A 22,969-nucleotide genomic window follows, 5' to 3' on the forward strand; every position below is an offset into this window, starting at 1 on the left:
AACGCCCGGTGCGAGAGTCTTCATCAGAGGGCGCAGAAGCGTACAAGGCCGTACGAGACCAGTCCGTACGACGCGAAACAGGAGTCCGTGCACGAGATGAGCGACGAGCCGCAGCGGCAGCAGCCGAGCTGGGCGCCGGAACCGGCGACGGAGAAGAAGCCGAAGAAGCCGAAGAGGCCCAAGCGCACCGGATGGCGCCGGCTGATCCCCACCTGGCGCATGGTGCTCGGCACCGTCGTCGTCGGCCTCCTGCTGATCATCGGCGGCTTCTTCCTCGGCTACTCCCTGGTCCAGATCCCGTCCGCCAACGCGCTCGCCACCAAGCAGAGCAACGTGTACCTGTACGCCGACGGCAGCGTCCTCGCCCGCGACGGCGAGGTCAACCGCGAGAACGTCGACCTCGCCCGCATCTCCAAGGACGCCCAGCACGCCGTCCTGGCCGCCGAGGACCGCGACTTCTACACCGAGTCCGCCATCGACCCCCAGGCGATGATCCGGGCCGGCTGGAACACCGCCACCGGCAAGGGCAAGCAGTCCGGCTCCACGATCACCCAGCAGTACGTCAAGAACTACTACCTGGCCCAGGACCAGACCATCACCCGCAAGGTGAAGGAGTTCTTCATCTCGATCAAACTCGACCGGGAGAAGAGCAAGTCCGACATCCTCGAGGGCTACCTCAACACCAGCTTCTTCGGACGGGGCGCCTACGGCATCCAGGCCGCCGCGCAGGCCTACTACGGCATCGACGCGACGAAGCTCACCGCCGCCCAGGGCGCCTACCTCGCCTCACTGCTCAACGCCCCCAGCGAGTACGACGTCGTCGCCCACCCCGAGAACAGGCCCGCCGCCGAGGCCCGCTGGAACTACGTCCTGGACGGCATGGTCAAGAAGGACTGGCTCAGCCGGACCGAACGCGCCGGCCTGACGTTCCCCATGCCCAAGGAGACCACCGTCTCCACCGGCATGTCCGGCCAGCGCGGCTACGTCGTCAGCATCGTCAAGGACTACCTGATCAAGAACGACATCGTCAGCGAGGAGGACCTCGGCCGCGGCGGCTACCGGATCACCACCACCCTCCAGAAGGACAAGCAGGACGCCTTCGTCAAGGCCGTCGACGACAAGCTGATCTCCCGGCTGGACAAGGACCGCAAGGTCGACACCTACGTCCGCGCCGGCGGCGCCTCCGTCGACCCGAAGACCGGCAAGGTCGTCGCGATGTACAACGGCATCGACTACGTCAAGCAGTACACACCCAACGCCACCCGCCGCGACTTCCAGGTCGGCTCCACCTTCAAACCCTTCGTCTTCACCGCCGCCGTCGAGAACCGCGCCCAGACCCAGGACGGCCGCAGGATCACCCCGAACACCATCTACGACGGCACCAGCGAACGCCCCGTCCAGGGCTGGAGCGGCGGCCGCTACGCCCCGGAGAACGAGGACCACCACGACTACGGCGACGTCACCGTCCGCGAGGCCACGGACAAGTCCGTCAACGCCGTGTACGCGCAGATGGCCGTGGACGTCGGCTCCGACGACGTCAAGCAGACCGCGGTCGACCTCGGCCTCTCCGAGAACACCCCCGAGCTGACGCCCTCCCCCTCCATCGCCCTCGGCGTGGCCACCGCCAGCCCCCTCGACATGGCCGAGGCGTACGCGACCCTCGCCAACCACGGCCGGCACGGCACGTACACCCTCGTCGAGAAGGTCACGAAGGACGGCAAGGAGGACGTGGAACTGCCCGAGCGGCAGGAACGGCAGGCCGTCAGCCGCGAGGCCGCCGACACCACCACCTCCGTCCTGCGCAGCGTCGTCGAGAACGGCACCGCCACCGCCGCCCAGGCCGCGGGCCGCCCGGCGGCCGGCAAGACCGGCACCGCCGAGGAGGACACGGCCGCCTGGTTCGCCGGCTACACCCCCGAGCTCGCCACCGTCGTCGCGGTGATGGGCCAGGACCCGGTCACCGCCGCCCACAAGTCGCTGTACGGCGCGATGGGGCTGGACCGGATCAACGGCGGCGGCGCGCCCGCGGAGATCTGGGGCCAGTACACCCGCAACGCCCTCAAGGGCGAGCCGGTCACCGACTTCGACCTCCAGCTCCAGGCCGGCGCCGACGTCACCGAGGCCCCCTCCGACGACACCTCGGACGGACCGGGCACCGGTGAGAGCAGCGGCGACCCGGACGGCCAGGACACCGGCGGCACCGCCGACACCGGCGACACCGGCGACGACGACACCGGCACCGAGACCCCGGGCCGGACCGGCGGCGCCGGCACCCCCACGGGCGACACCGGCACCGGCGACACGTCGACCAACGGCCCCACCACGGGCGGCGCCACCATCCAGCCCGGCCCCACCGGCGGCGCCGGCACCGGGAACGGCGACGGCGGCGACTCGCAGAACGGGGGCGCCACCGAGGGCGGCGGCGAGACCCGCGGAGCGGGCGGCGGCGACACGGACACCGGAACGGTCGCCGGCCTCCCCCTCACACCCGGGGGTCAGTGACGCCGCGCCGGGTCAGTGACCCGAGGTCGCCTTCAGTCCCACCACGGCGACCAGCAGCAGACAGATGAAGAAGATCCGGGCGGCGGTCGCCGGCTCCCCCAGCACCACCATGCCGAGCACCGCCGCACCGGCCGCGCCGATGCCCACCCACACGCCGTAGGCGGTACCGATGGGCAGCGTCCGGGCCGCGTAGGACAGCAGCACCATGCTGGCCACGATCCCGGCACCGGTGAGCAGACTGGGGACGAGACGGGTGAAACCGTCGGTGTACTTCATCCCGATGGACCAGCCGACCTCGAGCAGACCGGCGACGACGAGCAGAACCCACGCCATGACGAGCACCTCCGTGGAGCGAACTGAACGGTGGTGCGTCGTCTTTGCCTTCAACCCGGTACGGCGCGTCTCGTCGGGTGCCTCCACGGTAGCAAAGGCAGCACGGAGGGGCTGGTGACACCGGTCACCAGCCCCTCCGTGCTGCCTTTGCCTTCTACAGGTACAGCCCGGTCGAACTACAGGTACAGCCCGGTCGAATCCTCCGACCCCTCGAACCGGTCCGCGGCCACCGCGTGCAGGTCCCGCTCGCGCATGAGCACGTACGCGGTGCCCCGCACCTCGACCTCCGCACGGTCCTCCGGGTCGTACAGCACCCGGTCGCCCGGCTCCACGGTCCGGACGTTCTGCCCCACGGCGACGACCTCGGCCCAGGCCAGCCGCCGGCCGACCGCCGCCGTGGCGGGGATCAGGATGCCGCCCCCGGAACGCCGCTCGCCCTCACTGGTGTCCTGCCGCACGAGTACGCGGTCGTGCAGCATCCGGATGGGCAGTTTGTCGTCCGGGGAACTGTGCTGGTTTCTCTTGGCGCTCACGCCCTGAACCTACCTGGCCCCGCTCAGCGCCCGCGCCGCCGGGTACCGCCCAGGGCGAGCAGCCCCACCACGCCGACGACGACGAGCGCGACGGGCACGACCCGCTCCAGCCGCGGCGCGCCCTGCTCGTCCACGAACTGCGACTTCACGTCGCTGACGAGGCGGTTGACCCCGACGTACGCCCGTCCGAGGGTGTGATCGACGCTGGAGGCGACCTTGGCCTTCGCATCGTCCATGATCGTCTTCGGGTGCACCCGCATCCCGAGCTCGTCGAGCGTTTCGGCCAGCACCTCGCGGCGGCGCTTGATGTCCGCCTCGATCTGCGCCGGGGTTCTGATGTCCGACGTGTCCGCCACCGTACGGCCTCCGAAGTCTGCTGACGCTGTCCCGGACAGTCTGTCAGCTCCGGCTCGCGCCGCACTGTCAGGACCCCCCGTTACGCTGGATCGATGAGCGAGCGACTGCAGCCGGGGGACCCGGCCCCCGCCTTCACCCTCCCGGACGCCGACGGCAACGAGGTGTCCCTGGCCGACCACAAGGGCCGCAAGGTCATCGTCTACTTCTACCCCGCTGCCCTTACCCCGGGCTGCACGAAGCAGGCGTGCGACTTCACGGACAACCTGGAGCTGCTGGCGGGCGCCGGGTACGACGTGATCGGCATCTCCCCGGACAAGCCGGAGAAGCTCGCCAAGTTCCGCGACGCCGAGTCCCTCGGGGTGACCCTCCTCGCCGACCCGGAGAAGAAGGTCCTCGACGCGTACGGCGCCTTCGGCGAGAAGAAGAACTACGGCAGGACGTACGTGGGCGTCATCCGCTCCACGATCGTGGTGGACGAGCAGGGCAAGGTCGAACGCGCCCTGTACAACGTCCGCGCGACGGGCCACGTAGCCAAGATCATCAAGGACCTGGGCATCTGAGACCGCGTGGAAGGGGCCGTACCGGACGCCCCGGTACGGCCCCTTCCGTATGTTTCGGAAGCCACGCAACCGGACCCGTGCGACAGGGAACGGCTCGCACATGCCGTCGCCGAGTCCCGCAGGGCGGACCACCACCTCGACGGGAACCCGCGGGACAGGCGCGGGGAGAACCCGCGGTACCTCTGCCCCAACTGCCACACCCCGACGGAGACCTGTGGCCGCCGGAAGGACAGAACGCCCCTCGCAGGGTGCCCCGTTCCCCCCGTACACTGAATGCCGCCGGTCGAGCACGATGACCGTTTCTGAGCGGCCGTGATGGAATTTGGCAGTCATGCTGGGTTTAGGTCCCAGTGGGTTCACACCCGTGTGGGTTCGAGTCCCACCGGCCGCACGCGCACCCCGGGGGGCCGCTCACCAGGCGGCCCCTCTGTCGTCGCTCAGCCCAGCAGCTCCCGCACCACCGGCACCAGTGCCCGGAACGCCTTGCCGCGGTGGCTGATCGCGTTCTTCTCGGCCGGCGTCAGTTCCGCGCAGGTGCGGCTCTCGCCCTCCGGCTGGAGGACCGGGTCGTAGCCGAAGCCGCCCGTGCCGGCGGGGGTGCGGCGGAGGGTGCCCCGCAGGTGGCCCTCGACGACGCGTTCCGTGCCGTCGGGCAGGGCCAGTGCCGCCGCGCAGGCGAAGTGGGCGGCGCGGTGTTCGTCGGCGATGTCGGCGAGCTGGGCCAGGAGCAGGTCCAGGTTGGCCTTGTCGTCGCCGTGGCGGCCGGACCAGCGGGCGGAGAAGATGCCGGGGGCTCCGCCCAGGACGTCGACGCAGAGGCCGGAGTCGTCGGCGACGGCGGGGAGGCCGGTGGCCTGCGCGAGGGCGTGGGCCTTCAGGAGTGCGTTCTCGGCGAAGGTGACGCCGGTCTCCTTGACGTCGGGGATCTCCGGGTACGCGTCCGCGCCGACGAGTTCGTGGGGCAGGCCCGCGTCGGCGAGGATGGCCCTCAGTTCGGTGATCTTTCCGGCGTTGCGGGTGGCGAGGATCAGGCGGGTCATGGGGTCCAGTATCCCGGGCTCCCGCCGGACCGCTCTCACCAGCTCTCCCTTACGGCGTGCAGACCTTCGTCAGCTCGCCCGCCGCGTCGGTGACGGGGCTGAGGTCGGGGGTCTTGTCGCCCTTCTCGACCGAGGCGCGGATGTTGTCGACGGCCTTGCCGAGGTCGTCGACCGCCTTGTTGACGTCGGCGTCGTCGGTCTGGTCGCCGATCTTGTCGAGGTTCTTGTCTATGGAGTTGAGGGATTCCTCGAGTTGCGCCGGGTCGTTGGAGGCGTTCTCCACGGCCTGCTGGAGCGCGGTGACGCTGTCGGCTATGGCGTCGGCGGTGCGCACGCAGTCGAGTGCCTTGTCGACGGCGTCGCAGCCGGTGGTGAGGCCTGCCGTGAGGGCGATGGCCGCCACGGTCGTGGCGGCGACGGTGGTGCGGCGAAGGCGGCGGTGGCGGGGCGCGGCCATGGGTCTCGGTCCTTCCCTTGAGACAGGGCCGGGCGGCCCGTGTGCGGTGCGGCGTCGTGCGTACGGCGGGTGAGCCGTACGCACGACGTGGTGCTCTACTGCTACTGACGCGCCGGTGGGCGGCGGAGTTGCGTGCCCCGTCGCCCTTTCTTGATGCGCCCTTGGTGCTCTCTTTACCTTTCGAGGACCGTGTCGAGTGCCTTGCGCTGGAGCTCGGCCAGTTCGGCGCAGCCGGCGGTGGCGAGGTCGAGGAGGGCGTTGAGCTCGTCGCGGGCGAAGGGCTCGGCCTCTGCGGTGCCCTGGACCTCGACGAAGCGTCCGTCGCCGGTGCAGACGACGTTCATGTCGGTGTCGGCGCGTACGTCCTCCTCGTAGCGGAGGTCGAGGAGCGGGGTGCCGTCGACGATGCCGACGGAGACGGCGGAGACGGTGCCGGTGAGGGGCTTGCGGCCGGGCTTGATGAGCTTCCTGCCCTGGGCCCAGGTGATGGCGTCGGCCAGGGCGACGTAGGCGCCGGTGATGGCCGCGGTGCGGGTGCCGCCGTCGGCCTGGAGTACGTCGCAGTCGAGGACGACGGTGTTCTCGCCGAGGGACTTGTAGTCGATGACGGCGCGCAGGGAGCGGCCGATCAGGCGGCTGATCTCGTGGGTGCGGCCGCCGATGCGGCCCTTGACGGACTCGCGGTCGCCGCGGGTGTTGGTGGCGCGGGGGAGCATGGCGTATTCGGCGGTGACCCAGCCTTCGCCGCTGCCCTTGCGCCAGCGGGGGACGCCTTCGGTGACGGAGGCGGTGCAGAGGACTCTGGTGTCGCCGAAGGAGACGAGGACGGAGCCTTCGGCGTGCTTGCTCCAGCCGCGTTCGATGGTGACGGGGCGGAGCTGCTGGGGGGTGCGGCCGTCGATGCGTGACATGCCGGTGAGCCTAGCGGCCCACGGGGAAGGGCCCGTTCCCGTGGGAGGGCCCTTCGGCGTGCGCGGCGCTGCGGGGTGCAGTGCCGGTGGCGTTTACATCATGTCTTCGATTTCCGCGGCGATGGGGTCGGCGTCGGTGCCGATGACGACCTGGATGGCGGTGCCCATCTTCACGACGCCGTGGGCGCCTGCGGCCTTGAGGGCGGCGTCGTCGACCAGGGCGGGGTCGTTGACCTCGGTGCGGAGGCGGGTGATGCAGCCTTCGATCTCGTCGATGTTCTCGATTCCGCCGAGGCCGGCGACGATCTTCTCAGCCTTGCTGGCCATGTTCCTTCTCCCTGATCCGAACCGCTTTGTCGCAGTAACCCACAGTCGGCCCATCTTCGCGAGCGGTCATGCGGTGTGTACCGGATGATGGCGTCACGACGGCGGAACCGTCCTCAACTGGTCTACACCACGCCACTGACAGCCGCCAAACCGCCTCCCCTGGAGACCGGATGAGTGCCGACAGCACGGTCAGTCCCGTTCGCGTCCGCTGGAACAAGGCGTTCCAGGGGTTGCAGAAGATGGGGCGCAGTCTGCAGCTGCCCATCGCGGTCCTGCCCGCCGCGGGCATCCTCAACCGGCTGGGGCAGCCGGACGTCTTCGGGGAGGACGGGCTGGGCTGGTCGAGCGTCTCGAAGGTGATGACCGGCGCGGGTGGGGCGCTGCTGGACGGTTCGCTGGGGTTGCCGCTGTTGTTCTGTGTGGGTGTGGCCATCGGGATGGCGAAGAAGGCGGACGGTTCGACGGCGTTGGCGGCGGTGGCGGGGTTCCTCGTCTATGTCAACGTGCTGCGGCAGTTTCCGGAGGACTGTCCGGAGGGGTCGCGGGCGGTGCCGCAGATCGGCTGTCAGCTGACCGACGGGTCGGGGACGGTGACGGCGTTCACCTTCCAGAACCCGGGGGTGTTCGGCGGCATCGTGATGGGGTTGCTGGCGGCGTACTTCTGGCAGCGGTTCCACCGTACGAAGCTGGTGGACTGGCTCGGCTTCTTCAACGGCCGGCGGCTGGTGCCGATCGTCATGGCGTTCGTGGCGATCGCGTTCGCGGCGTTGTGTCTGTGGGTGTGGCCGCCGGTCGGTGACGCGCTGGAGGGCTTCAGTGACTGGCTGACGGGGCTGGGCGCGTGGGGTGCGGGGGTGTTCGGGCTGGCGAACCGGGCGTTGCTGGTGATCGGTCTGCATCAGTTCCTGAACGTGCCGATGTGGTTCCAGTTCGGTTCGTACACGAAGCCGGACGGCACGGTGGTGCACGGGGACATCAACATGTTCCTGGCGGGCGATCCGGACGCGGGCCAGTTCACGACGGGTTTCTTCCCGGTCATGATGTTCGCGCTGCCGGCGGCGGCGCTGGCGATCACGCACTGCGCGAAGCCGCACCGGCGCGAGGAGGTCGGCGGTCTGATGCTGTCGGTGGCGTTGACGTCGTTCGTCACGGGGATCACGGAGCCGCTGGAGTACTCGTTCCTGTTCGTCGCGCCGTTGCTGTACGCGGTGCACGTGGTGCTGACGGGTGTGTCGATGGCGGTGACGTGGGGGCTGGGGGTGAAGGACGGGTTCAGCTTCTCGGCGGGACTGATCGACTACGTGATCAACTGGAACCTGGCGACGAGGCCGTGGCTGATCATTCCGGTCGGGCTGGGTCTCGCGGTGGTGTACTACGTCGTCTTCCGGTTCGCGATCACGAGGTTCGATCTGCGGACTCCGGGGCGGGAGCCCGAGGAGGAGGTGGAGGACGTCACCAAGGTGTAGCGCTCACGTACCCTTGGGGTGTGGTCTTGCGAAGGCCCCCGGACCGTCGGTCGTCCGGGGGCCTTCGGCACGCCCTCGCGCGGGCGCGCGCGGGGTGTTGAAGGGGCACGGCGCGTAGCGCCTCCGTCTCGCAATCACGGGTTCCTTACGCAGCCTTCATCGTGCTACAACAGGTCTACACCACTGAGTGGTGTAGACCATCACCCGATGGAGGACGTATGAGCACCGCCACCGCAACGGCGGCCCCCGCAAAGAAGCGGGGACAGGGCCTTATCCAGGGCCTGCAGAAGGTCGGCCGCAGCCTGCAGCTCCCGATCGCCGTACTGCCGGCGGCGGGCATCATGGTCCGGCTCGGCCAGGACGACATCTTCGGCAAGGACGGCCTCGGCTGGGACAAGGTCGCCGCCGTCTTCAACAACGCCGGCGGTGCCCTCACCGGCTCGCTGCCGATCCTGTTCTGCATAGGTGTCGCCATCGGCTTCGCCAAGAAGGCGGACGGCTCGACGGCGCTGGCCGCGGTGGTCGGTTTCCTCGTCTACAGCAAGGTGCTGGAGGCCTTCCCGGTCACCGAGGCGGTGGTCAAGGACGGTCCGGACGTCGCCGCGACGTACAACAACCCCGGTGTGCTCGGCGGCATCATCATGGGTCTGCTCGCCGCCGTGCTGTGGCAGCGGTTCCACCGCACCAAGCTGGTGGACTGGCTCGGCTTCTTCAACGGCCGCCGACTGGTGCCGATCATCATGGCGTTCGTCGGCATCGTCGTGGGTGTCTTCTTCGGTCTGGTCTGGGAGCCCATCGGCGACGGCATCTCCAGCTTCGGCGAGTGGATGACCGGCCTCGGCGCCGGCGGCTCGGCCCTCTTCGGCGGCGTCAACCGCGCGCTGATCCCGGTGGGCATGCACCAGTTCGTGAACACCGTGGCCTGGTTCCAGCTCGGCGACTTCACCGACGCCGCCGGCCAGGTCTGGCAGGGTGACATCCCGCGCTTCCTGCACGGCGACCCGTCCGCGGGCATGTACCAGTCGGGCTTCTTCCCGATCATGATGTTCGGTCTGCCGGCCGCCGCCCTGGCCATGGCGCACGCCGCCCGTCCCGAGCGCCGCAAGGCCGTCCTCGGCATGATGGTCTCGCTCGCGCTGACCTCCTTCGTCACCGGTGTGACCGAGCCGATCGAGTTCTCGTTCATGTTCATCGCGCCGCTCCTGTACGTCATCCACGCGGTGCTCACCGCGGCTTCGATGGCGGTGACGTGGGGCCTGGGCGTGCACGACGGCTTCAACTTCTCGGCCGGCTTCATCGACTACGCGCTGAACTGGAACCTGGCCACCAAGCCATGGCTGATCATCCCGATCGGCCTGGTGTTCGCGGTGATCTACTACGTGACGTTCCGCTTCGCGATCGTCAAGTTCGACCTGAAGACCCCGGGCCGCGAGCCCGAGGAGGAGGTCGAGGACCTCACGAAGGCGTGAGTCCCCGCCGTACGGCATGACGAAGGCCCCGGAACCGCGATGGTTCCGGGGCCTTCGTCGTACCCGCGTGCGGTCCGCGGCCCGCCGTTCGGGGCGCGCCGGCGTCGCGGGGCCCTAGATCTCGTACGTCGCCCCCGGCACCGCCAGGTGCACCGGGCCGTCGTAGGCCCGCCGGGCGTCGGCCAGGTTGATCTGGGGGTCGGTCCACGGGGGGATGTGGGTGAGGACCAGGCGCCGGGCGCCGGCGCGGGCGGCGCTCTCGCCCGCCTCGCGGCCGTTGAGGTGCAGGTCGGGGATGTTCTCCTTGCCGTGCGTGAAGGCGGCCTCGCACAGGAACAGGTCGGTGTCGCGGGCGAGTTCGTCCAGCGTGGCGGTGACGCCCGTGTCGCCGGAGTAGGTCAGCGACCTGCCGTCGTGCTCGACGCGGACGGCGTAGGCCTCCACGGGGTGGGCGACGCGTTCGGTGTGCACGGTGAAGGGGCCGACCTCGAAGGTGGACGGCTTGACCGTGTGGAAGTCGAAGACCTCGCTCATGGACGAGGCGGAGGGGGTGTCGGCGTAGGCGGTGGTCAGCCGGTGCTCGGTGCCCTCGGGTCCGTAGACCGGGAGGGGGTCGCAGCGGCCGCCGTCGTGCCGGTAGTAGCGCGCCACGAAGTAGGCGCACATGTCGATGCAGTGGTCGGCGTGCAGGTGACTGAGGAAGATCGCGTCGAGGTCGTAGAGACCGCAGTGGCGCTGCAGCTCGCCGAGGGCACCGTTGCCCATGTCGAGGAGCAGCCGGAAGCCGTCGGCCTCTACGAGGTAGCTCGAGCAGGCCGATTCCGCGGACGGGAACGACCCCGAGCAGCCGACGACGGTGAGCTTCATGAAGCAGAAACCTCCGCTGGCGCGTGTGGAGAGACGGGGGTCGTGCGGTTTGTCGAGCGTAAGGCGCGAAACCTTTGGTCGCTCCTCCGCCAGGGGCCGTTGTGGGCGAACTCACCTGTGGTGTCACCGGTTCGGCTGGAAGTGGGGCGCTCGGGCCCGCCGTGGGGGCGCGTGCGCGGAGTGCGCGCCGGTACCGTCGTCGGTATGGACACGTCCTGGTGGCTCGCTCTCGCGGCGGTGGTGGTGCTCGCGGTCATCGTCGCGGTCGCCGACGGCCGGGGCCGGGTGCGGCGCCCGCCGCGGCCCGGTGGCAGCCGGCGTCCGCCGGGCCGGCCCACGGGGCCGCGGGGCCGGGCGGCCCGGCCGCGGCCCGCGGAGATCTGGTGGGCGAACGTGCCGTACGAGGACACCGCGGGTGCGAAGGACCGGCCGTGTCTGGTGATCGCGGTGCGCGGGCGGCGCGTCCTCGTCGCGAAGATCACCAGCCGGTACCGGGACGAGCGGGCCGGGGTGATCCCGTTGCCGCCGGGCGCGGTCGGGGACGCCCGGGGGCGGAAGAGCTTCCTGGAGACGGACGAGCTGCGGGAGGTTCCGGTGGGGAACTTCCGGCGCCGGGTGGGGGTGGTGGACCCGGCCCTGTGGGACCAGGTCCGTCACCTCGCGCGGTAGTGCCGCCCCGTCAGGCCCAGAGCTGGCCCTGGAGGGTCTCGATGGCCTCTTCGGTGGTGGCCGCCGTGTAGACGCCGGTGGAGAGGTACTTCCAGCCGCCGTCGGCGACGACGAAGACGATGTCGGCGCTCTCGCCGGCCTTCACCGCCTTCCTGCCGACGCCGATCGCGGCGTGCAGGGCGGCACCGGTGGAGACGCCCGCGAAGATGCCCTCCTGCTGGAGGAGCTCCCGGGTGCGGGTGACCGCGTCGGCGGAGCCCACGGAGAAGCGGGTGGTGAGCACGGAGGCGTCGTAGAGCTCGGGCACGAAGCCCTCGTCCAGGTTGCGCAGGCCGTACACCAGGTCGTCGTAGCGCGGTTCGGCGGCGACGATCTTCACGTCGGGCTTGTTCTCGCGCAGGTAGCGGCCGACGCCCATCAGGGTGCCCGTGGTGCCGAGGCCGGCCACGAAGTGGGTGACCGAGGGGAGGTCGGCGAGGATCTCCGGGCCGGTCGTCGCGTAGTGGGCGCCGGCGTTGTCCGGGTTGCCGTACTGGTAGAGCATCACCCAGTCCGGGTGCTCGGCGGAGAGTTCCTTGGCGACCCGTACGGCCGTGTTGGAGCCGCCCGCGGCCGGGGAGGAGATGATCTCCGCACCCCACATGGCGAGCAGGTCGCGGCGCTCCCGCGAGGTGTTCTCCGGCATCACGCAGACGATGCGGTAGCCCTTGAGCCTGGCGGCCATCGCCAGCGAGATGCCGGTGTTGCCGGAGGTGGGCTCGAGGATGGTGCAGCCGGGCGTGAGGCGGCCGTCCTTCTCCGCCTGCTCGATCATGTGCAGGGCGGGACGGTCCTTGACGGAGCCGGTCGGGTTGCGGTCCTCCAGCTTGGCCCAGACGCGGACGTCGTCGGACGGCGAGAGCCGCGGCAGGCGCACCAGCGGGGTGTTGCCCACCGCGGCCAGCGGGGAGTCGTAACGCATCGCCGGTCAGGCCATACCGCCGGCGACGGCCGGCAGGATCGTGATGCTGTCGCCGTCGGTCAGCTTGGTGTCGATGCCGTCCAGGAAGCGGACGTCCTCGTCGTTCAGGTAGACGTTGACGAAGCGGCGCAGCTGGTCCCCGTTCGCCTGGTCGACGAGGCGGGCCCGGATGCCCGCGTGCCGGGTCTCGAGGTCGGCGAAGAGTTCGGCGAGGGTGTCCCCGGTGCCCTCCACCGCCTTCTGACCGTCGGTGTACTGGCGGAGGATGGTCGGGATGCGGACCTCGATGGCCATGGCTGAGGGCTCCTGTCGGATGGTGTCGTGGGTTCGGGAGCGCGCGGCGGCACGCTACAGCCCGCCTCGGCTCACGGCCGTACGGCGGCAGCGGAAGATCAACAGATGGCGCTGTTCAGCCTGCACAGGTCGACGTGCAGCCGCGCCACGAGCAGCGTGCCCGGCGCCTTTTCGCTCACGTCGAGAAGAACCATGGGGTCATCGTATCGATTCCCGGTCCGGCTTCCCGAGTGTGATCTCACCGTGCGGACAGATTTCATCCGCCATTCGGGATCCGGCGGGGATCGGGCCGGGATCAGTACGCCTCCACGACCTTGACCTCCTCCTCCGTCACCTCTCCCTCCACGATCCGGAACGACCGGAACTGGAAGTCGCCGGCGCCGTCGGTGTCCGCCGTGGACACCAGGACGTAGTGGGCGCCGGGCTCGTTGGCGTAGCTGATGTCGGTGCGGGAGGGGTAGGCCTCGGTGGCCGTGTGGGAGTGGTAGATGACCACCGGCTCCTCGTCGCGGTCGTCCATCTCGCGGTAGAGCTTCAGGAGGTCCTGCGAGTCGAACTCGTAGAAGGTGGGCGAACGGGCCGCGTTGAGCATGGGGATGAACCGCTCGGGGCGGCCCTCCCCCACCGGGCCGGCCACCACGCCGCACGCCTCGTCGGGGTGGTCCTCGCGCGCGTGGGCGACGATCTGGTCGTACAGGGCCTGGGTGATGGTCAGCATGCGGCCAGCATAAGCAGAAGGGCCGGTCCGTACCGGTGGGTGGTACGGACCGGCCCACATGCCGGACATCCTGAGTGGTGGCCGGGTCCGGGGGGCCACGAGCACCCCGTGCGGCCGGACGTCCGCGGCGCCGCGGATCAGCCGATCTTCTCGAACTCCGGCTCGCCGCGCCGCTCGGTGACCTCGGGGTTGCGCCTCTTGAGCACCACCCAGCCGACGCCGAGCGCGACGGCCCAGCCGGCCATCACGTAGAGACAGACGCGGGCGTCGGCGTCATAGGCGATCAGGCCGGTGACGAAGAGCAGGAAGGCGATGGCGACGTAGGAGCACACCGCGCCGCCCGGGGCCGGGAAGGAGGAGGCGGGCAGGCGGCCCGCGACGACCTTGCGGCGGTAGAGGACGTGGCTGACCAGGATCATCAGCCAGGTCCAGATGCCGGCCGCGGTGGCGACGGAGGTGACGTAGCCGAAGGCCTTCTCCGGGACGACGTAGTTCAGGATCACGCCGATGCCCATGAAGACGACCGAGACCCCGATGCCGAACGCCGGGGTCTTGGTCGACGACAGCCGGCTGAAGACCCCGGGGGCCTCGCCGTTGTCCGCGAGGGTGCGCAGCATGCGGCCCGTGGAGTACATGCCGGAGTTGCAGGAGGACAGGGCGGCGGTGAGGACGACGAAGTTGACGATGCCGGCGCCGGCCGGGATGCCGATGACCGTGAAGGCCTTCACGAAGGGGCTGACGCCCTCGGCGAACTCGGTCCACTTCACCACGGCCAGGATGACGGTGAGGGCGCCGACGTAGAACAGGGCGATGCGCCAGGGCAGGGTGTTGATCGCCTTGGGGAGGGTCTTCTCCGGGTTCTCGGACTCGCCGGCGGTGACGCCGACCAGCTCGACGGCGAGGTAGGCGAACATGACGCCCTGGAGGGTCATCAGGGAGGAGCCGATGCCGTTGGGGAAGAAGCCGTCGAACTCCCACAGGTTGGAGACGGTGGCGGTGTCCCCGGCCTGGCTGAAGCCGAGGGTGAGCACACCGACGCCGATCACGATCATGCCGATGATGGCGGTGACCTTGACCATCGAGAACCAGAACTCGATCTCGCCGAAGAGCTTCACCGAGATCAGGTTGGCCGCGAAGAGCACGACCAGGAAGACCAGGGCGGAGACCCACTGCGGGATGCCGGGGAACCAGTAGTGGATGTAGATGGCGGCGGCGGTGAGCTCCGCCATGCCGGTGACCACCCACATCAGCCAGTAGGTCCAGCCGGTGAAGTAACCGAAGAAGGGGCCGAGGAACTCGCGGGAGTACTCGGCGAAGGAGCCCGAGACCGGACGGTAGAGCAGGAGCTCGCCGAGCGCCCGCATGATGAAGAAGATGATCACGCCTGCGAGGGCGTACATGAGGATGATGCTGGGACCGGCCTTGGCGATGTTGGCCCCGGCGCCCAGGAAGAGGCCGACGCCGATGGCGCCGCCGATGGCGATCATCTGGACCTGGCGGCTGCCCAGCCCGCGCTCGTAGCCCTCTTCGGGGGCTTTCTCCGTGTCGACCTGCGCAGAGGTCATGTGTGGTGCGCCTTTCTCCATGCCGATCCGGGCCTGTCGTCGGCCTCGGACCGGTTCTCGATCCCCCCGGATGATGGAGCTGAGCGGGCCTCACGTCCCGCTCGTGCCTGGCCGGCGGTCCGCCGGCTCGGTGGCGCACCCGGCCGAACATTCGGGTGGTGTTCGCCGGGCGGTCGTGAAGATTTACCACGTCCGCAGCGCTGATCACAGGGACGGACTGTGACGCGCCACACAGACAGAAGCGGACAAAAGGCGCCCCTGAGGTGCAAAAAAGGGCGCCGTTTTGATGGGATCGTTATCCGGATGTGAGGCTCCGCTGAGCGGACGCGGAGAAGGGGCCGACCCGCCCCGCTCCGGGCTCGGCCGTCTCGTTCAGGGCACGAGGGTCGCGACGAGCGACTCCTGGAGTCCGCCGAGCCACAGGTACGCCATCACCATCGGCTTGCGCGGGTCCTCGTCCGGGAGCCGGTAGAGCAGGTCGGTGTCGTCCTCGTCGGTGATCTCCAGCCGGGAGCCGATCGCCAGGCGCAGGTCGTTCAGGGCGCCCAGCCACTGCCGGGACTCCTGGGCCGACAGCTTCAGCACCGCCTCGCTCCCGCCCGCCGCCTCGGGCGCCAGGGCGTCCAGGGCACGGATCACCGCGAGCGCGTTCTCGCGCTTGCCGGCGCGCAGGTCGTTCTCGGTGTAGCGGCGGAACTCCGCGGAGTACGCCCGCTGCTCCTCGGCCTCCCTGGGCTGCGGGGTGCCCCGGGGGTCGCCGTAGGCGTCCGGGAACAGGCGGCGCAGCACGGGGTCGGAGGGCGGCTCGCTCGGCCCCTCGGCGAAGAGTTCGGCGAGCGGGTCGTCGGAGGCGTCCTCGGCGGGACCGGGTCCGATCAGCTCCAGGAGCTGGACGGCCAGGGACCGGATGATGGAGATCTCGACGTCGTCGAGGGCGACGGCCGCGCCGCCGCCGGGGATCGGTTCGAATTGTCCGGGCATGAAGGCGATTCAGCTACTTCCGTCCTGCGGGCGGGCGTGGGTCATTTCCGGTCCTGCTGGAGGGTGGCCCACAGACCGTAGCCGTGCATGGCCTGGACATCCCGCTCCATCTCCTCGCGCGAGCCACGGGACACGACCGCCCGGCCCTTGTGGTGGACGTCGAGCATGAGCTTGGTGGCCTTGTCCTTCGAGTATCCGAAGTAGGACTGGAAGACGTACGTCACGTAGCTCATCAGGTTGACGGGATCGTTGTGCACGATCGTCAGCCAGGGCACGTCGGGCTCGGGTACGGCGAAGACCTCCTCCGCCGACTCGGTCTTCTCGATCTCCATGGGTGCGGCTGCCGTCACATGGCCCATGCTGCCACCACAGGGGGGCACCCGCACAAACGGGGCTGTGGGGCACGCCACTGGACCAGAAATCGTCAGACTGACGAAATGGGGTTACGATTCTTGCCATGCCGCATAGACCGGGGGACGGCCCCCGGACCCCCGGCCGTCTCGGGGGGCACCCGGCGAGTCACGGCTAGGAGAGTTTGGTGGGCGTAGCGGACCTTGGGCTGCCGGTGGACGTCCCGTCGACGGCGCTCTTCACGGACCAGTACGAGCTGACCATGCTGCGGGCCGCCCTGAAGGCGGGCACGGCCGGGCGGCGGAGCGTCTTCGAGGTGTTCACCAGGCGGCTGCCGAACGGGCGGCGCTACGGCGTCGTGGCGGGCACCGGCCGGGTGCTGGACGCGGTGGAGAACTTCCGCTTCGACGCGGGCGTCCTGCGCTTCCTGCGCGAGCGGGGCATCGTCGACGAGGAGACCCTGGACTGGCTCGCGCAGTACCGTTTCAGCGGGGACATCTGGGGCTACCCCGAGGGCGAGGTGTACTTCCCGGGCTCGCCGATCATGCGGGTCGAGGGGAGCTTCGGCGAGTGCGTGCTGCTGGAGACGGTGCTCCTGTCCATCCTCAACCACGACTCGGCGATCGCCGCCGCGGCCTCCCGCATGTCCTCCGCCGCCGGGGAGCGCCCGCTGATCGAGATGGGCGCCCGCCGCACCCACGAACTGGCCGCGGTGGCCGCCGCACGCGCCGCCTACGTCGGCGGCTTCGCGACCACCTCCGACCTGGCCGCCGGCTTCCGCTACAACATCCCCACCGTGGGCACCTCCGCCCACGCCTTCACCCTGCTGCACGACAGCGAGCGCGACGCCTTCCGGGCCCAGGTGGACGCCCTCGGCGCGGACACCACGCTCCTGGTGGACACCTACGACGTCGCCGAGGCCGTCCGCACGGCCGTGGAGGTCGCCGGTCCCGAGCTGGGCGCCGTGCGCATCGACTCCGGCGACCTGCTGCTGGTGGCGCACCGGGTGCGGCAGCAGCTCGACGAGCTGGGCGCCACGGAGACGAAGATCGTCGTGACCTCGGACCTGGACGAGTACGCCATCGCCTCGCTGGCGGCGGCGCCCGTGGACGCGTACGGCGTCGGCACCCAGCTCGTGACCGGCTCCGGGCACCCGACGGCCTCGATGGTCTACAAGCTCGTCGCCCGCGCCGAGTCCGGCGACGCCGACGCGCCGCTGGTGCCGGTGGCCAAGAAGTCCAGCGGCGGCAAGACCTCGATCGGCGGGCGCAAGTGGGCCGCCAGGCGGCTGGACGAGGCCGGCTACGCCGAGGCCGAGGTGGTCGGCACCGGACCGGTGCCCGCCGGCCTCGCCGACCGGCAGCTCCTGGTCGAGCTGGTCAAGGGCGGCGAGGTGGTCGCCCGCGAGCCGCTGGACGCCGCCCGGGACCGGCACGCGGCGGCCCGCGCCAACCTGCCGCTGTCCGCCACCCAGCTCTCCCGGGGGGAACCCGTCATTCCGACGGAGTACGTGCACGGAGGCTCGGGTAACTAAAGCTGGTGCGGCCCGACAGGCCCCGCACCCGCTCGACCACCCGCCCTCGCCCGTTCCGCCCCGGCCCGCCGTCCCGCACTCCGCCCCCGCCAGTCCCACAAGTCCCATGAGTCACACAAGTCCCACCGACCCCACAGTCGCCCCAGTCGCCCCAGTCGAAGGACACCGACCATGCGCCGCGCCTTGATCGTCGTCGACGTGCAGAACGACTTCTGCGAGGGAGGCAGCCTTGCGGTGACCGGCGGTGCCGACGTGGCCGCCGCCATCACCGAGCTGATCGGGCAGGCGCCCGCCGGCTACCGCCACGTCGTGGCCACCCGCGACCACCACGTCGCACCGGGCGGCCACTTCGCCGACAACCCCGACTACGTCCACTCCTGGCCGGCGCACTGCGTCGCCGGCACGGAAGGGGTCGGCTTCCATCCGAACTTCGCCCCCGCCGTCGCCTCCGGTGCCATAGACGCCGTCTTCGACAAGGGTGCGTACGCGGCCGCCTACAGCGGCTTCGAGGGCACCGACGAGAACGGCACCAAGCTCGCCGACTGGCTGCGGGACCGGGGGATCGACGAGGTCGACGTCGTGGGCATCGCCACCGACCACTGCGTACGGGCCACCGCCCTGGACGCCGCCCGCGAGGGCTTCCGTACGCACGTGCTGCTCGACCTGACCGCCGGGGTGGCCGCCCGGACCACCGAGCGGGCGCTGGAGGAGCTGCGCGGGGCGGGCGTGCGGCTGTCGGGGAAGCCGGTCGTGCAGTAGGCCGGCCGACCGGTCACGTCTGTGCCGTCGGGCGTCTCAGCAGCGCCCGGATCGGGTGCCACAGCTCCTGGACCAGGTCCCCGCCGCCCGCGACACCGGCCACCGGCGCCGTGCGCCATATCAGGCCGTCCGGGTGGTGCAGGACCGCCGTGATCTCGTCGGGGCTCGGCGGGGCGGCGTTGCCCCGCAGGTAGACCGACCGCAGGCCCAGGTTGCGCAGCCTGGTCAGGGCGCGCGCCCGGTTGTGGGCGTGGACGAGCACCCGGACACCGCCCGGCCCGTCGGCGGCGGGGCTGGGCAGGTTCAGTGCCACCACCACGGTGCCGTTCGGCAGCTTGCAGAAGCCTCCTGCGGCCATGCGGTCATACCCCCGTGTCAGCCGGTGCCGGTCCGGTCGCCGGACCGGGTGTCAATAAGAGAACCACAGGACGCACCTAAACACGGATCGGCGGCGACCCGCCAGGGGGTCACCGCCGATCATGCTCTGACCTGGGCAGATGCTATTTACCTGCCCGCGGGGCCCACCTCGAGCTCGATCGTCGAGCCGTCCTTGGCCTCCTTGGTGATCTCGACCTTCGTGTTGGTGTCAGTGACCTTGACGCCGCCGGTCGGGTTCGACTCGTCGTAGTAGTCGCTGGTGCGGTCGTTGAAGACCGAGACGCCCTTCGAGCCCGGGAAGTACGTCGCCACGTCCCCCTTGTGCAGCGTGATGGCGTCCGTGCGGTAGAGGCTGAACGGCGAGTCGTACGCCTGGACGCGGTTGCGCAGCAGGGTGCCGTCCTTCCACTTCATCGCGGTCGGGTGCGAGTCGACCGGCAGCAGCAGACCGGTGCCCGGGTGCCGGCTGGTGTTGTTGTCCGCCTGGGAGGTGTCCCACTTCCAGATCAGCAGGCCGTTCTGGTACGCGTAGTGCTCCACCCAGTTCGGGCGCGTCGTGAAGCCGAAGTTGTACGGGCCGGTCTTCAGCGTCTTGTCGTACGACACGTACTGCCGGTTCTCGGCGATGTAGTACTGCGCGTAGTCCTTGGTGAAGGAGGCGCCGACGCGGGAGAAGCCGGTGGCCGTCCAGGCGGCGTCCGCGCTCTCGGCGTTGTCGGTGAACAGCGCCTCGCCGTCCGCGGTGACCGAGACCGCGTCGGCCGTGAAGCCCTTCTGGGCCACGCCGCCGTCGGTCTGGTAGCGGAAGCGGACGTCGACCTTCTTGCCCGCGTAGGCGTCCAGGGAGTACGTGAACTTCTTGTGGCCGTCGAGCGTGCCGTGCAGGGCCGGCTTGTCGGCGGCGTCACGCGGGATCGGCTGACCGTCCACCGTGCCGTCGACGGCGGTCCAGTTGGCGCCGCCGTCGGTGGAGACCTCGGTGTAGAGGTAGTCGTAGTTGGCCTCGATGTCGTACCAGCCGTCGAAGGTCAGCTCGGCCTTCGACGCGCCGGTCAGGTCGACCGAACGGCTCAGCGTGTTCTTGAGGTTGTCACCGCTGCCGCTCCACCACTGGGTCTTGCCCTCGGCCGGGGCGACGATCTCGGTGGTGACCGCCTTCTTCGGCAGCTGGACGACCAGGCCCTGCTTGTGCTTGGTGTTGTACTCGGCGACGCCCAGCTTGTGCCAGGAGTTCACGCCGGCCTTGGCGGTGTCGTAGTTCAGCCAGCCGAGCTGGAGCTTGTCCCAGGCGGTCATGTCGCCGGGCAGGTCGCCGATCTCGTTGCGACCGGTGCCGAGCCAGGAGCCGGAGGACATCAGCGTCCAGAAGCCGGTGGAGTTGTCGCCGCCGGCCGTGTCGTAGTGGTCCGGCAGACCGAGGTCGTGGCCGTACTCGTGGGCGTAGACGCCGAGTCCGCCGTTCTCCGGCTGGATGGTGTAGTCGCCGACCCAGACGCCGGTGGTACCGATCTGCGCGCCGCCGAGCTTGTTGTCGCCCGGGCCGGTGGCGCCGGCGTCGGTGCCGAAGGCGTACCAGCGGTGGGCCCAGATGGCGTCGGTGCCCTGGGCGCCGCCACCCGCGGACTCGTCCTCGCCGGCGTGCACGATCTGGAAGTGGTCGATGTAGCCGTCGGACTCGTTGAAGTCGCCGTCGCCGTCGAAGTCGTAGCGGTCCCACTCGTCGAAGCGGGCCACGTCGGCCTTGATCTGGGCGTCGGTGCGGCCGGCCGCCTTCTGCTGGGCGACCCAGGCGTTCAGGCCGTCGCTGACGACGTTCCACACGCTCGGGCAGTTGGTGTCGCCGCAGGCGTTGTTGCCGTAGCGGGCCTCGTTGTAGGGGACCTTGACCCAGTCGGAGACCTCGCCCTCGACCGAGTAGCGGCCGGAGGACTGCTTCTCGTAGTACGTCTTGACCGAGTCGACGCCCTTGCCGGAGCCGAAGTACAGGTCCTGGAAGTGCTGCTGGTCGTAGTCGGCCTTCCAGGCCGTGGAGTTGTCCGTCCTGCGGTCGGGCTTGGCTATCCGGTTGTGCAGCGGGCCCGCCTCGCCGCCGAAGCGGCTGTCGACCTTGTCGCCGAACTCGACCAGGATGGTGAAGATCTTGTCGGTCTTCTCCCGGCCCAGCTCGACGTACTTGCTGTCGCCCTTCTTGCTCTTGAGCTGGACGACCTTGGAGCCGTCCTTGTTCTTCACCGAGGCCTTGCCGGATATGACCTGGTTCAGAGCCTCCTCGCGCTGGGCCTCCTGCGTCTTGCTCAGCGGGCCCTCGAGGTCGTGGGAGTGCGAGCCCTTCTCCGGGTGCGGGTCGTGGCGGTCCACGGCTTCCGGCCGGGCGGGCGAGTCCGCCTGCGCCACACCGGCCGCGGAGAGCGTGGCGGTGGCCGCGGCGAGCGCGACGGTCGTCGCCGCCGTTCTGAACGTCCAGGATCTGCTGGTCACTTGAGTTCCTCCCCCGCGTTCACGCGCGCGGAAGGGGGGACAAGGACATGGCAGAGTCCGCGCACACGTGATCAACGCGTGTAGTCAAGTGACGACATTTGACTAGAGGTTCTTCAGAAAAGACAGACCTTGACTTGAGCAGAACAAGTGCACTATGCGGAGCGGGCGTTCGCTTTACGGACGCCGGAAGGGGCTGTGCCCTGTTCGCCGCCACCGTCGACGAGGCCTCCGACGGGCGCGTGCGGCCGTCCACTTCCCGGACGTCATGAATCCGTGCGCCCCCCGTGCATCGGCCCTGTCGGTCAGGTCACGCTTACCGCCGGTTCCGCTCGGGCACACAGCCCGTTAGAGTCGCTCGGCAGAACGCCCGGAAACCGGTGGAATGCCAGGCCGAGAGCACGTCTCACCCCAGATTGCCTTCCGAGGACACGATGGCCATGCCCCGTCCGACTGCCGCACAGTTCGCCTACGGTTCGTGCACCGTGATCTTCTCGACGCTCGCCATGCTGCTGCTGTCGCAGACGAGTTCGGGCCCCGGAGTCGCTGTCGTCGCCGTCGCGGCGCTCGCCCTCGGGCTGCTGGTCGCCATGACGGTCCCGCTGCCCAGGGCGCGCACGGTGGCCGCCGTGCCGGACCGCACGCCCGCCGCCGCGGCCCAGGAGCCGGTGCCGGCGGCGCCGGTCGCCGCGGGATCGGGCGAGCCGGCACGCGGGCGGGCCGCCTGACGTTCCGGTGGGCTTCCCGGCCCGTCAACGGGTGCTGACCACCACCGTCTTGGCCGCCTTGTCGTGCAGGCCCTGCTTGTAGGGACGGTCGAAGAAGCTCCAGCCACCCGTGATGATCGTCCAGACGCAGGCGCAGCAGAACGCGAACGGGAGCCACAGCACCAGGGCGCGGATCAGCGACGTCTGCACCGAGGGCGTGGCGCCGTCGTGCAGGTTGGCCACCCGGAGGCCGAGCCACTTCTTGCCGAGGGTCTGGCCCCTGCTGGTGGTCATGTAGGTGTCGTAGGTGATGTAGAGCACGGCGGCGATCAGGGACTGCCCGAAGGACTTGCCCGCCTCGACCTGGTCGCCGTCCACGTCGTACTCCTGGACGTTGAACGCCCAGCTGAGCAGCCAGACCACGATGCCCACGAGGATCATGTCGATGATCCGCGCGAGCGTGCGCCGACCGCTGTCGGCGAGCGGGGGCATGCCGGCGAGCGGATCGGTGGGGAAGGAACCGCCGCCGTACGGATCACCGTCGTAGGGCCCGCCGCCGCCGTCGTAGGGCCCACCACCGCCGCCGTCGTATGGGCCCCCTCCCCCGCCGCCGCCGTCGTAAGGGCCCCCTCCGCCACCGCCGTAGGGCCCCCCTCCGCCGCCGGGGGGCGGGGGGTGGCTTCCGCCGTACGGTGGCGGCTGGCCGGTGCCGGGCGGGGGTGGGCTGCCGTACGGCGAGCCCGCGCCGCCCGCAC

General features: G+C 70.0%; 26 protein-coding genes, 1 tRNA gene and 1 riboswitch. Of the genes, 9 read left to right on the top strand and 18 right to left on the bottom strand.

All coding sequences use genetic code 11. The features are described 5' to 3' along the window. Nucleotides 1-96 precede the first annotated feature (96 nt). Entirely contained in the window at nucleotides 97-2,502 is a 2,406-nt protein-coding gene (locus tag KUM32_RS24320) for a transglycosylase domain-containing protein (protein WP_217144096.1), read from the top strand. 12 nt (nucleotides 2,503-2,514) lie between these two features. On the opposite strand, the gene KUM32_RS24325 is transcribed toward KUM32_RS24320, so the two are convergent. From KUM32_RS24325 to KUM32_RS24335, 3 genes are all read right to left on the bottom strand, one after another. Beyond that, nucleotides 2,515-2,835 (bottom strand): multidrug efflux SMR transporter, encoded by a 321-nt coding sequence (locus KUM32_RS24325; protein ID WP_189869176.1) that lies wholly within the window; start codon nucleotides 2,833-2,835, stop codon nucleotides 2,515-2,517. A 32-nt stretch (nucleotides 2,836-2,867) separates the two neighbouring features. Continuing rightward, a riboswitch (guanidine-III (ykkC-III) riboswitch) is annotated at nucleotides 2,868-2,938 on the bottom strand. A gap of 73 nt (nucleotides 2,939-3,011) precedes the next feature. After that, complete coding sequence (locus tag KUM32_RS24330; RefSeq protein WP_217144067.1) at nucleotides 3,012-3,368, bottom strand: co-chaperone GroES; 357 nt, start codon at nucleotides 3,366-3,368, stop codon at nucleotides 3,012-3,014. A gap of 23 nt (nucleotides 3,369-3,391) precedes the next feature. Then, complete coding sequence (locus KUM32_RS24335) at nucleotides 3,392-3,724, bottom strand: DUF3618 domain-containing protein (protein WP_217144068.1); 333 nt, start codon at nucleotides 3,722-3,724, stop codon at nucleotides 3,392-3,394. 93 nt (nucleotides 3,725-3,817) lie between these two features. On the opposite strand from KUM32_RS24335, the gene bcp reads away from it, so the two are divergent. Next, entirely contained in the window at nucleotides 3,818-4,285 is a 468-nt protein-coding gene (gene bcp, locus KUM32_RS24340; protein WP_217144069.1) for a thioredoxin-dependent thiol peroxidase, read from the top strand. 306 nt (nucleotides 4,286-4,591) lie between these two features. After that, nucleotides 4,592-4,676 (top strand) — tRNA-Leu (locus KUM32_RS24345). Between the two features lie 46 nt (nucleotides 4,677-4,722). Here KUM32_RS24345 and rdgB read toward each other — a convergent pair. The 4 genes from rdgB to KUM32_RS24365 all read right to left on the bottom strand — a co-directional run bounded on the left by rdgB (nucleotide 4,723) and on the right by KUM32_RS24365 (nucleotide 7,020). Further along, nucleotides 4,723-5,325 carry an RdgB/HAM1 family non-canonical purine NTP pyrophosphatase gene (gene rdgB / locus KUM32_RS24350; RefSeq protein ID WP_217144070.1) on the bottom strand — a complete coding sequence of 201 codons (603 nt, stop codon included), beginning with the start codon at nucleotides 5,323-5,325 and terminating at the stop codon, nucleotides 4,723-4,725. 49 nt (nucleotides 5,326-5,374) lie between these two features. Continuing rightward, complete coding sequence (locus KUM32_RS24355) at nucleotides 5,375-5,782, bottom strand: hypothetical protein (protein ID WP_217144071.1); 408 nt, start codon at nucleotides 5,780-5,782, stop codon at nucleotides 5,375-5,377. A gap of 173 nt (nucleotides 5,783-5,955) precedes the next feature. Then, nucleotides 5,956-6,693, bottom strand: coding sequence for a ribonuclease PH (gene rph / locus KUM32_RS24360; protein ID WP_217144072.1), 738 nt, complete (start codon nucleotides 6,691-6,693; stop codon nucleotides 5,956-5,958). Between the two features lie 93 nt (nucleotides 6,694-6,786). Beyond that, nucleotides 6,787-7,020 (bottom strand): glucose PTS transporter subunit EIIB, encoded by a 234-nt coding sequence (locus tag KUM32_RS24365; protein WP_217144073.1) that lies wholly within the window; start codon nucleotides 7,018-7,020, stop codon nucleotides 6,787-6,789. Between the two features lie 170 nt (nucleotides 7,021-7,190). Here KUM32_RS24365 and KUM32_RS24370 point away from each other — a divergent pair, with 170 nt between their 5' ends. Together KUM32_RS24370 and KUM32_RS24375 are read left to right on the top strand one after the other, a co-directional pair. After that, nucleotides 7,191-8,486, top strand: coding sequence for a PTS transporter subunit EIIC (locus KUM32_RS24370; protein WP_217144074.1), 1,296 nt, complete (start codon nucleotides 7,191-7,193; stop codon nucleotides 8,484-8,486). A gap of 218 nt (nucleotides 8,487-8,704) precedes the next feature. Further along, nucleotides 8,705-9,955 (top strand): PTS transporter subunit EIIC, encoded by a 1,251-nt coding sequence (locus KUM32_RS24375; protein ID WP_217144075.1) that lies wholly within the window; start codon nucleotides 8,705-8,707, stop codon nucleotides 9,953-9,955. Nucleotides 9,956-10,069: 114 nt separating this feature from the next. Here KUM32_RS24375 and KUM32_RS24380 read toward each other — a convergent pair whose 3' ends face one another. Next, the gene (locus tag KUM32_RS24380) at nucleotides 10,070-10,822 is read right to left on the bottom strand and encodes an MBL fold metallo-hydrolase (RefSeq protein ID WP_217144076.1); all 753 of its coding nucleotides are present in this window, start codon (nucleotides 10,820-10,822) and stop codon (nucleotides 10,070-10,072) included. Between the two features lie 204 nt (nucleotides 10,823-11,026). Between KUM32_RS24380 and KUM32_RS24385 the strand changes: the two genes are divergently transcribed. Then, the gene (locus KUM32_RS24385; protein ID WP_217144077.1) at nucleotides 11,027-11,491 is read left to right on the top strand and encodes a type II toxin-antitoxin system PemK/MazF family toxin; all 465 of its coding nucleotides are present in this window, start codon (nucleotides 11,027-11,029) and stop codon (nucleotides 11,489-11,491) included. 10 nt (nucleotides 11,492-11,501) lie between these two features. On the opposite strand, the gene KUM32_RS24390 is transcribed toward KUM32_RS24385, so the two are convergent. From KUM32_RS24390 to clpS, 7 genes are all read right to left on the bottom strand, one after another. Continuing rightward, nucleotides 11,502-12,452 carry a PLP-dependent cysteine synthase family protein gene (locus tag KUM32_RS24390; RefSeq protein ID WP_217144078.1) on the bottom strand — a complete coding sequence of 317 codons (951 nt, stop codon included), beginning with the start codon at nucleotides 12,450-12,452 and terminating at the stop codon, nucleotides 11,502-11,504. A 6-nt stretch (nucleotides 12,453-12,458) separates the two neighbouring features. Next, a complete protein-coding gene (locus tag KUM32_RS24395) occupies nucleotides 12,459-12,746 on the bottom strand; it encodes a MoaD/ThiS family protein (protein WP_217144079.1) in 288 nt (95 codons plus the stop codon). A 98-nt stretch (nucleotides 12,747-12,844) separates the two neighbouring features. Beyond that, entirely contained in the window at nucleotides 12,845-12,940 is a 96-nt protein-coding gene (locus KUM32_RS45390) for a putative leader peptide (protein ID WP_310873142.1), read from the bottom strand. 101 nt (nucleotides 12,941-13,041) lie between these two features. Beyond that, the gene (locus KUM32_RS24400; RefSeq protein WP_217144080.1) at nucleotides 13,042-13,464 is read right to left on the bottom strand and encodes a Mov34/MPN/PAD-1 family protein; all 423 of its coding nucleotides are present in this window, start codon (nucleotides 13,462-13,464) and stop codon (nucleotides 13,042-13,044) included. A gap of 137 nt (nucleotides 13,465-13,601) precedes the next feature. After that, entirely contained in the window at nucleotides 13,602-15,029 is a 1,428-nt protein-coding gene (locus KUM32_RS24405) for an amino acid permease (RefSeq protein ID WP_217144081.1), read from the bottom strand. Between the two features lie 372 nt (nucleotides 15,030-15,401). Then, the gene (locus KUM32_RS24410) at nucleotides 15,402-16,010 is read right to left on the bottom strand and encodes a DUF2017 domain-containing protein (protein WP_217144082.1); all 609 of its coding nucleotides are present in this window, start codon (nucleotides 16,008-16,010) and stop codon (nucleotides 15,402-15,404) included. A gap of 41 nt (nucleotides 16,011-16,051) precedes the next feature. Further along, nucleotides 16,052-16,369 carry an ATP-dependent Clp protease adapter ClpS gene (gene clpS, locus KUM32_RS24415; protein WP_217144083.1) on the bottom strand — a complete coding sequence of 106 codons (318 nt, stop codon included), beginning with the start codon at nucleotides 16,367-16,369 and terminating at the stop codon, nucleotides 16,052-16,054. 179 nt (nucleotides 16,370-16,548) lie between these two features. Here clpS and KUM32_RS24420 point away from each other — a divergent pair, with 179 nt between their 5' ends. Beyond that, nucleotides 16,549-17,895 carry a nicotinate phosphoribosyltransferase gene (locus tag KUM32_RS24420; RefSeq protein ID WP_217144084.1) on the top strand — a complete coding sequence of 449 codons (1,347 nt, stop codon included), beginning with the start codon at nucleotides 16,549-16,551 and terminating at the stop codon, nucleotides 17,893-17,895. A gap of 171 nt (nucleotides 17,896-18,066) precedes the next feature. Further along, the gene (locus KUM32_RS24425; RefSeq protein ID WP_217144085.1) at nucleotides 18,067-18,654 is read left to right on the top strand and encodes a nicotinamidase; all 588 of its coding nucleotides are present in this window, start codon (nucleotides 18,067-18,069) and stop codon (nucleotides 18,652-18,654) included. A gap of 13 nt (nucleotides 18,655-18,667) precedes the next feature. On the opposite strand, the gene KUM32_RS24430 is transcribed toward KUM32_RS24425, so the two are convergent. Continuing rightward, the gene (locus KUM32_RS24430; protein WP_217144086.1) at nucleotides 18,668-19,012 is read right to left on the bottom strand and encodes a hypothetical protein; all 345 of its coding nucleotides are present in this window, start codon (nucleotides 19,010-19,012) and stop codon (nucleotides 18,668-18,670) included. Nucleotides 19,013-19,158: 146 nt separating this feature from the next. Further along, nucleotides 19,159-21,510 (bottom strand): immune inhibitor A domain-containing protein, encoded by a 2,352-nt coding sequence (locus KUM32_RS24435; protein WP_217144087.1) that lies wholly within the window; start codon nucleotides 21,508-21,510, stop codon nucleotides 19,159-19,161. Between the two features lie 437 nt (nucleotides 21,511-21,947). On the opposite strand from KUM32_RS24435, the gene KUM32_RS24440 reads away from it, so the two are divergent. Next, entirely contained in the window at nucleotides 21,948-22,235 is a 288-nt protein-coding gene (locus KUM32_RS24440; RefSeq protein WP_217144088.1) for a hypothetical protein, read from the top strand. Nucleotides 22,236-22,259: 24 nt separating this feature from the next. Here the strand turns inward: KUM32_RS24440 and KUM32_RS24445 are convergent. Beyond that, nucleotides 22,260-22,969 (bottom strand): RDD family protein (locus KUM32_RS24445; protein WP_217144089.1); only part of this gene is annotated, 710 nt, incomplete at its 5' end.

This window comes from Streptomyces sp. AC627_RSS907 (assembly GCF_019049165.1).

Bases quoted from the DNA above. Each gene is read 5' to 3' on its own strand.
- KUM32_RS24320 (WP_217144096.1), top strand. From the start codon at position 97: ATGAGCGACGAGCCGCAGCGGCAGCAGCCGAGCTGGGCGCCGGAACCG.
- KUM32_RS24325 (WP_189869176.1), bottom strand. From the start codon at position 2,835: ATGGCGTGGGTTCTGCTCGTCGTCGCCGGTCTGCTCGAGGTCGGCTGG.
- bcp (WP_217144069.1), top strand. From the start codon at position 3,818: ATGAGCGAGCGACTGCAGCCGGGGGACCCGGCCCCCGCCTTCACCCTC.
- rdgB (WP_217144070.1), bottom strand. From the start codon at position 5,325: ATGACCCGCCTGATCCTCGCCACCCGCAACGCCGGAAAGATCACCGAA.
- KUM32_RS24355 (WP_217144071.1), bottom strand. From the start codon at position 5,782: ATGGCCGCGCCCCGCCACCGCCGCCTTCGCCGCACCACCGTCGCCGCC.
- rph (WP_217144072.1), bottom strand. From the start codon at position 6,693: ATGTCACGCATCGACGGCCGCACCCCCCAGCAGCTCCGCCCCGTCACC.
- KUM32_RS24365 (WP_217144073.1), bottom strand. From the start codon at position 7,020: ATGGCCAGCAAGGCTGAGAAGATCGTCGCCGGCCTCGGCGGAATCGAG.
- KUM32_RS24370 (WP_217144074.1), top strand. From the start codon at position 7,191: ATGAGTGCCGACAGCACGGTCAGTCCCGTTCGCGTCCGCTGGAACAAG.
- KUM32_RS24375 (WP_217144075.1), top strand. From the start codon at position 8,705: ATGAGCACCGCCACCGCAACGGCGGCCCCCGCAAAGAAGCGGGGACAG.
- KUM32_RS24380 (WP_217144076.1), bottom strand. From the start codon at position 10,822: ATGAAGCTCACCGTCGTCGGCTGCTCGGGGTCGTTCCCGTCCGCGGAA.
- KUM32_RS24385 (WP_217144077.1), top strand. From the start codon at position 11,027: ATGGACACGTCCTGGTGGCTCGCTCTCGCGGCGGTGGTGGTGCTCGCG.
- KUM32_RS24390 (WP_217144078.1), bottom strand. From the start codon at position 12,452: ATGCGTTACGACTCCCCGCTGGCCGCGGTGGGCAACACCCCGCTGGTG.
- KUM32_RS24395 (WP_217144079.1), bottom strand. From the start codon at position 12,746: ATGGCCATCGAGGTCCGCATCCCGACCATCCTCCGCCAGTACACCGAC.
- KUM32_RS45390 (WP_310873142.1), bottom strand. From the start codon at position 12,940: ATGGTTCTTCTCGACGTGAGCGAAAAGGCGCCGGGCACGCTGCTCGTG.
- KUM32_RS24400 (WP_217144080.1), bottom strand. From the start codon at position 13,464: ATGCTGACCATCACCCAGGCCCTGTACGACCAGATCGTCGCCCACGCG.
- KUM32_RS24405 (WP_217144081.1), bottom strand. From the start codon at position 15,029: ATGACCTCTGCGCAGGTCGACACGGAGAAAGCCCCCGAAGAGGGCTAC.
- KUM32_RS24410 (WP_217144082.1), bottom strand. From the start codon at position 16,010: ATGCCCGGACAATTCGAACCGATCCCCGGCGGCGGCGCGGCCGTCGCC.
- clpS (WP_217144083.1), bottom strand. From the start codon at position 16,369: ATGGGCCATGTGACGGCAGCCGCACCCATGGAGATCGAGAAGACCGAG.
- KUM32_RS24425 (WP_217144085.1), top strand. From the start codon at position 18,067: ATGCGCCGCGCCTTGATCGTCGTCGACGTGCAGAACGACTTCTGCGAG.
- KUM32_RS24430 (WP_217144086.1), bottom strand. From the start codon at position 19,012: ATGGCCGCAGGAGGCTTCTGCAAGCTGCCGAACGGCACCGTGGTGGTG.
- KUM32_RS24440 (WP_217144088.1), top strand. From the start codon at position 21,948: ATGCCCCGTCCGACTGCCGCACAGTTCGCCTACGGTTCGTGCACCGTG.